Genomic DNA, 6,748 nt, shown 5'->3' with positions numbered 1-6,748 from the left:
CTGGCCCTTCCCGCCCTGCTCCTCGCCTTCGTGCTGATCCCGAAGGACCGACAGCGCGACAGAGGACGCAGGTTCGACCTGCCCGGTGCGCTCAGCGTCACCCTCGGGGTCACATCGATCGTGTTCGCACTGGTGCAAGGACCGGCACTGGGCTGGCTCTCGCCCGGCATCCTCGTCAGCGCGGCGGCCGGGCTGCTCCTGCTGGGAGTCTTCGCGCTCGTCGAGCGGAGCAGCAGCGACCCGCTCGTGCCGCCGCGGCTGCTCGCCAACCGCAGCCTCATCACCAGCCTCGTCATCGCCTTCATGTTCATGGCTACATTCGGCTCGGTGCTGTACTTCCTCTCGATCTACTTCCAAGAGGTCCTCGGCTACGACGCCTTGCAGACCGGCGCCGGATTCCTGATCCCGACGGCGGTCGTCGTCGCCGGGTCGACGACCGCCGGCCAACTGGTGACGCGATGCGGTCTGCGACCCACGCTCCTCGGCGCTCTCGCCATCGGTGCGCTCGGCGCCGTCCTGCTCGGTTTCGCGATCTCCCCGGACGGCTCCTACACCGCGCTGCTCCCCGGGCTCGTCGCCCTCAGCATCGGTGACGGGATCGTCTTCACCGCCATGTTCATCGCCGCCGGAACCGGCGTGCCCGACGCGGATCAGGGCATCGCCTCGGGCATCGCCTCGACCGGCTCGGGGATGGGCGCCGCCATGGGGCTCGCCGTCCTGGTACTCGTGGCGACGGCCGGCCTCGACGGCCTGACGGGTGAGCAGCTGCGCAGCGGGACGGCGCACGGGATCAGCACCACCCTGTTCGTGGTGGCGGCGGGGATCGCCCTGACCTTCCTCGTTGCCCTGTTCAGGCGTGAGGGGGAAGCCGGAGCGCATCCGCCGCCACCACCCAGGGGCCGTCGTTGCTGACGTCCCGTCCGGCTCAGCGAACGGGGGCCGCGAGCGGTCCGGGGAGCGCCGGGACGGCCGGGGGCAGCGCGCGGGGTGCGGCCGGGATCGCGGTGGTCGGGGCCTCGACGCCACGGTCCCCGGCCGGGTCCGGCGTACGCGGCGCGGTGGTGCCGCAGAGGGCCTGGTCGCGGTAGTCCACCAGGGCGGCGTCGGCCGGGTGGGGGTCGAAGGCGGTGCCGTCGGCGTTGGGATGCTGGTACTTCATCAGGTGGTAGCCGACCGCGAACTGCCGGGTGCCGTCCGGGCTGGACATGGCCGAGGTGCCGGCGCCCCAGACGGCCCCGTCGTGGCCCCAGGCCGGGCCGCACGGCGTGTCCATGGTGTAGATGCCGAGGCCGTAGCGCATGACCACCGTTCCCTTCTCGTTCTTGACGTCGACGGTGGTGCGCATCTGGTCCAGCTGGCGACGCGGCAGGAGGTCGCGGGTCAGCAGGGCGCGGTAAAAGGTGTTGAGGTCCTGCGGGGTGGAGACGAGGGCGCCCGCGGTGCCGGCCCAGGTCATGCTGTAGACGCTGTAGTCGCGCGGCGGGTCGATGAGCCCGTAGAAGTTCTCGTACATCCGGGGGTGAGCGCCGCGGATGCGCGGGTCGGTGCCCGGAAGTAGGTGTTCCGCAGGCCTGCCCGCCGGATCACGTCCTGGGCGATCAGCCGCTCCGGGTCCTGGCCGGTCACCTCGCGGAGCACCTCGCCCAGCCGCAGGTAGTTGGTGTTCGAGTAGGCCCAGTCGGTGCCGGGTTCGAACAGCTGCGGCCGGGCGTCCCCGTAGCCGATCAGCTCGGCGGGCTCCACCGTGCGCAGCCGCTGGTCGTCCAAGCTGTCCGTGGTCCGGTTCTGAAGGGAGGGGAAGGCGTCCAGGATGTAGTCGTCTATACCGCTGGTGTGGTTGAGGAGCATGCGTACGGTCACCTTGCGGCCACGCTCGCCGGGCAGCAGTTCGGGTACGTAGTCGCCGACCGGGCGGTCCAGGTCTATCCGGCCCTTCGCGGACTGCTGGAGTACGGCGACGGCGGTGAACGTCTTGGTGACGCTGCCGACGCGGTGCCGGAGGTCGGGCCGGGCCGGGCGTCCGGTCGAAGTGCCGGTTCGTGGCAGGGAGCGGAAGCGGGAAGCGGGCCCTGCCCGGCCGCGCTCGCGGCCGGGGCGAGGCCCGCCAGCAGGGCCACGGGCCACGGCACTCGCCGCGGCGGCACGGCGCAGCCGCCGTCGGGGACGGTCGGCGGATCGGTCGGCGGGGTGGTCGGCAGGACGGGTGTGGGGCAAGGCGACTCCTCGTCGGTGGCCCGGTGGGGCCCGGCGATCTGGGACACCTCGAGTCTCGCCGCCGACCCGGCGGCGCCTCTTCCTCCGCCAGGACCAAACAGGCATCAACCTCCGGAAGGAGAAGCATCTTGACAGGCCATTACATTTGTCACTTCCCGCCCCGCCCGCTCGATCAGGGGCGACGGGCCCGGCCCGGTGGCAAGGCCGGCCGCACGGCGGCACGTGCTGATCACTCGTTCCATTCGATGGCGAGCCGCCCGGTGGCGCCGTCACGACGGACCACGCAGGTGCGGGGTTGCAGGGCGAACTCCTCGGTGGCCCATCCGACGATCGCCGGAGCGAGGGCCACCTCGTGGTAGTCCACCTCGACGATCTCCAGGGCCCGGACCCCGATCAGGAGGTACGGCCTGGTCTCGACGCGTTCGATGCCGTCGGACACCTTGCCCAGGCCGTGCCGCAGCCAGCCGATCTCGCGTTCGTTCAGCTCGAGCCGGTTCCCGTAGAAGGCGTTCTCGACTTCGGAGGCGTCCAGCCAGACCCGGCCGGAGACGGGGGCGCCGACGGCCGGCGGGGTCGCCAGGCGGGCGACCTCGGCCTTGATTCCGAGGAACAGTCCGAAACCGGCCTTCTGCACCTTGTAGCGGTAGCTCCGCAGGGTCATGGTTCGTTTCCTTTCCCGGCGGCTTCTCGCGCGGCAGGCCCCCAAGGTAGGGCACACCTCCACGGGCTCCCTTCCCTGCCCGGCGGTCCCCACCGGAGGCGAGTGGCCCACCGGACGGTCCGGCCACCTTTGACTGCCCCCCGCGGGCCGGCGCTGCCGCGGCCCTGACCCGCCATGACTGACCACGTGCAGGAGGGCACAGGGGGCCGAACCGCGCCTGGCATGCTACGGACATGCCCACGGAAGCTGTTGACGCGTAGTTCGACGGAAACCGGGGAACAGCGGGAGTCCGAGCAGCTGCTCGCCGACGACGTGGTCGCGTGGTCCGACGGCGGCGGCCAGGGGGGGCGCCGCACGCCGGACGATCGTCACACGCGAGAAGGTGCTCCCCTATCTGCTGGACCTTCGCCGCCCGGCTGTTCGGGTGATCCACACCCCTTGACCCAGGGTGTCCCGCGCGGCGTCAGGCGGTGGCCGCGCGCCGGATCGCACCGAGCGCGCGCGTCACGTCCTCGTCGGTCGTCGACCAGTTGCTCACCGAGATCCGCATGACGCGTCGGCCGTGCCACGTGGAACCGCTGATCCACGCTGTACCGTCGTCGAGGAGCCGCGTGAGGACCTGTTCGGTACGGGCGTCGTCCCCGAACTCGGCGCAGACCTGGGTGAACACCACGTCGTTGAGGACCGTCGCGCCGTCGATCTCGGCGATACCGGCCGCGAAGGCGGAGGCGTGCCCGCAGAGCCGCTCGACGAGCCCGGCCACCCCCGACCGGCCGAGGCACCGGAGTACGGCCCACACGGGGAAGGCCCGGCCGCGCCGGGAGAGTTCGGGGACCTTGTCGATGGGGTCGCCCTGTTCGTGCTGGATGAGGTAGTCACCGTGCATGCCCATCGCCGCCCGGAGCGCGGACGGGTCGCGCACGAGGGCGAGGCCGCAGTCGTAGGGGACGTTCAGGGTCTTGTGCGCGTCCGTCGCCCAGGAGTCGGCGTCGGCGCTGCCCGCCGTCAGGTGTGCGTACGCGGGGGAGGCGGCCGCCCACAGTCCGAAGGCCCCGTCGACGTGCACCCACGCCTCCGCCTCCCGCGCGGCACGGATCGCCTCCGGGAACGGGTCGAAGGCCCCGGAGTGGATGTCCCCGGCCTGGAGGACCACGAGCGTGGGGCCCCGGCCGCTGGCCGCCAGGGCGTGCCGCAGCGCCCCGAGCTCGATGCGTCCTTGGTCGTCCGCCTTCACCAGTTCGGGCGTGCCGAGCCCCAGGTAGCGCAGAGCCAGGTCAACGGCGATGTGGCGGTCCTCGCCGGCGATGACGCGTACGGCCGGCCCGCCCTGGAGTCCGTCATGGGCGACGTTCCAGCCGGCGCGCCGCAGCACCGCGTCGCGCCCTGCGGCGAGGCAGGTGAAGTTCGCCATCGTGGCGCCGGTGGTGAAACCGACGGCGCTGTCGCCCGGCAGGCCGAGCAGATCCAGCAGCCACGCGCCGGCGACGTCCTCCACCGCGCTGTACGCGGGCGAGGCGGCACGCATCACGGAGTTCTGGTCCCAAGCACTGACCAGCCAGTCCGCGGCCAGCGCGGCGGGTTCGGTCCCACCGACCACGAAGCCGTAGAAGCGGCCGCTGGGGAACGCGGTGAGCCCGGGCTCGCAGGCCGTGGCCAGCAGGTCGACGACGTCTGCGGGCACGCCGGGACCGTCGGGCAGGTCGGCACCGAGCGCGCGCACGATCTCGTCGACCGAAGCCCGCGCGGGAACCCGCCGGTCGGACAGGCTCGCCAGCCAGCGGACGGCATGGCCGTGTGCCTGTCGCAGCGCCGCCTCTCGCGCGTCCATACCTCGGACTATGAGACCGCCACCCACGCCACGCAAACCACGCCCCGCCCGGTCGCCCCCCATGCGCGCGGTGAGGCCCGGCACGCTCCGCCCGGATCAGGGGCGAAAGCGCAGCGGGTGGTCCGCCGGTACCTCCACGACGGCGATCCGCACGCCGTCGGGGTCGGCGATCCACATCTCGATCAGGCCCCAGGGCTCGCGCAGCGGAGGCCGCAGCACCTCCTCCCGGCCGCGCAGCTCCTCGTACGCCGCCTGTACGTCCGCGACCTGGAGCCACAGCCGCAGCCCCGGCGCGGGCGGCGTCTCGGCGCGCCCCGACACCTCGAGGAAGCCGCCGCCGAGGAAGTAGACCGTGCCGCGCTCGGGGCCGGTGCCGAACTCGCGGTAGACGGCGAGCCCCAGGATGTCGCCGTAGAAGGCGCGTGAGCGCTCGGGGTCCGTGGGACGCAGCAGAACCCTGCTGCCCAGTACGTGCACCATGACCCCACCCTCGCGCAGACCGGGACCGCCGTCCACGATGCCCGGCCCGCCACCGCGCGCCCGTGAGGCCTTCGGCGGCACCTGCCAGGCAGGCGGCGGCCTCCGCGACCCCGGGGCGGGAAGGTGCAGTCGGTGTCCACCGTGGCAGACGTGGGATGCTCGAAGCATGCACAGGGATTCGGTGGTCCCCGGCGAGTCCGCGTCCGCCGGCTCCGACGTGCTGGCTCTGGCGAAGGCGGTGGCCAGGCTGCGGTCCGAGAGCGCGGCCATGGAAGGGATCGCGGTGGCCTCGACCGTACTGGAGCGGGACAAGGGCGCTCTCATGGCCGAAGTGGGGGTCTCGGCCGAAGCTGCGTACGAGACGCTCCTCGGGCGCGCCGCGCAGCGCCGGCGGACCCTCATGGAGGAGTGCCAGGCGCAGCAGTTCGGCGTCCGTCAGTTTCGGGGGTCGCCCGATCCGGCGACAAGGCGCCACGTGGTCGTCGAAGACGTACAGTGCGGCCAGAACGGCGTCCAGATTTGTCTTCACACACTCACCAACGGGCGTCCCTCGCCATGGTCGCGACCAGCACAGACTTCGGACTCATTCATCCAGTCGGCCCCGGTTGGCGTTGGAAGCGGCCCGCAGGGTAGCGGGACGGGCTGTGCTGGGGTGCGCGACGCCCCCGTCGATCGCCGGTCGGCCGGCCCATCGCCGGCGGGACGCGACTGCGCGCAGGCCGCGCATCAAGGTTCGCGGGGCGCCCCGCGGGCGGGCGCCGAGGCAGGACCGACGGCCGGGGCCGGGGCGGGGCCGCCGACGGCTGGTGCCGGGGCCGCTGACGGTGCGCCTCAGATGCGAAGCGTCCCGGGGAACGCGCCGTGGCTGACGCCCGCTGCGGTGAGGGCCAGCCAGCCGTGGCCGCGCACCTCGGTATCCGGGCCGACCTCGCCGGGCTCGACCGAGAGGGACCCACAGGCGGACCGGGCGCCCGTGGTGCCCGCATTGGCCTCGTCGTACTCGGGGTCGAAGCCCGGTTCGTCGACCGCGAGGGTCTCCCACGGCAGCGGGTCGCCCTCCCATTCGGGGTCGCCCTCGGCGGCGTACTGACGGATACCCGGCCGTTCTCGGCGACCATCCACACGTCGGAGCCGCCGGCGTGGTCCAGGAAGAAGAACTGGGCCTGGCCGCAGTGGACGCTGACCCGCTCGACCGTCTCGATCATGCCGTCCCTGGGTCGTCGACGAGCAGGTCGAAGGGACCGAAGACCAGGCGTCAGCCGTTCAGCTCCGGGGTGACGAAGGCCCGCCCCACGGTGCGGCCGGCGCCGTCCGGCCCGGGTAGCCGGATCTCCCGGCTCTCCGCCGCCTGGATGCCGGCGGCGACCGTGACGGGCCGGCGGTCGTGCAGGCCCAGGGCCTCGAAGACCCCCCCGTACGACGCCCCGGGCACGGCCATCCGCCAGCCGCTGAGGGTCGACGACGGAAGCCTCGGGATCTCGTCCAGGATCTTCACCCGTATAAGCCTCGGGAGCTGTTCGAAACTCCGGCGACCGGGAGGTGCGATGCCGCCTGAGCGGCGCGAT

6 protein-coding genes and 2 pseudogenes are annotated in these 6,748 nt (G+C 72.7%); 1 reads left to right on the top strand and 7 read right to left on the bottom strand.

What is annotated here, in order from left to right; genetic code table 11:
* The coding region (locus tag ACWDYJ_RS35625) for an MFS transporter (protein WP_451569754.1) at positions 1-912 on the top strand (912 nt) is incomplete at its 5' end.
* A 13-nt stretch (positions 913-925) separates the two neighbouring features.
* On the opposite strand, the pseudogene ACWDYJ_RS35620 reads toward ACWDYJ_RS35625, so the two are convergent.
* The 7 genes and pseudogenes from ACWDYJ_RS35620 to ACWDYJ_RS35590 all read right to left on the bottom strand — a co-directional run bounded on the left by ACWDYJ_RS35620 (position 926) and on the right by ACWDYJ_RS35590 (position 6,678).
* Positions 926-2,319, bottom strand: a pseudogene (locus ACWDYJ_RS35620) (serine hydrolase domain-containing protein).
* A gap of 124 nt (positions 2,320-2,443) precedes the next feature.
* Complete coding sequence (locus tag ACWDYJ_RS35615; protein ID WP_451569753.1) at positions 2,444-2,875, bottom strand: hypothetical protein; 432 nt, start codon at positions 2,873-2,875, stop codon at positions 2,444-2,446.
* 463 nt (positions 2,876-3,338) lie between these two features.
* Complete coding sequence (locus tag ACWDYJ_RS35610) at positions 3,339-4,703, bottom strand: pyridoxal phosphate-dependent decarboxylase family protein (RefSeq protein ID WP_451569752.1); 1,365 nt, start codon at positions 4,701-4,703, stop codon at positions 3,339-3,341.
* Positions 4,704-4,799: 96 nt separating this feature from the next.
* Positions 4,800-5,183, bottom strand: a complete 384-nt coding sequence (locus tag ACWDYJ_RS35605; protein ID WP_451569755.1) for a VOC family protein — start codon at positions 5,181-5,183, stop codon at positions 4,800-4,802.
* Between the two features lie 408 nt (positions 5,184-5,591).
* Positions 5,592-5,712, bottom strand: a pseudogene (locus ACWDYJ_RS35600) (IS982 family transposase); the annotation flags it as partial.
* Between the two features lie 302 nt (positions 5,713-6,014).
* Positions 6,015-6,305: a hypothetical protein gene (locus ACWDYJ_RS35595; RefSeq protein ID WP_451569751.1), complete on the bottom strand. Its 291-nt coding sequence runs from the start codon at positions 6,303-6,305 to the stop codon at positions 6,015-6,017.
* Between the two features lie 133 nt (positions 6,306-6,438).
* Positions 6,439-6,678 carry a hypothetical protein gene (locus tag ACWDYJ_RS35590; protein ID WP_451569750.1) on the bottom strand — a complete coding sequence of 80 codons (240 nt, stop codon included), beginning with the start codon at positions 6,676-6,678 and terminating at the stop codon, positions 6,439-6,441.
* Positions 6,679-6,748: the final 70 nt, after the last annotated feature.

It is taken from the genome of Streptomyces sp. NPDC003042 (assembly GCF_053591315.1).
This window is presented reverse-complemented; position numbering and strand designations above follow the sequence as displayed.

Bases quoted from the DNA above. Each gene is read 5' to 3' on its own strand.
- ACWDYJ_RS35610 (WP_451569752.1), bottom strand. From the start codon at position 4,703: ATGGACGCGCGAGAGGCGGCGCTGCGACAGGCACACGGCCATGCCGTC.
- ACWDYJ_RS35605 (WP_451569755.1), bottom strand. From the start codon at position 5,183: ATGGTGCACGTACTGGGCAGCAGGGTTCTGCTGCGTCCCACGGACCCC.
- ACWDYJ_RS35615 (WP_451569753.1), bottom strand. From the start codon at position 2,875: ATGACCCTGCGGAGCTACCGCTACAAGGTGCAGAAGGCCGGTTTCGGA.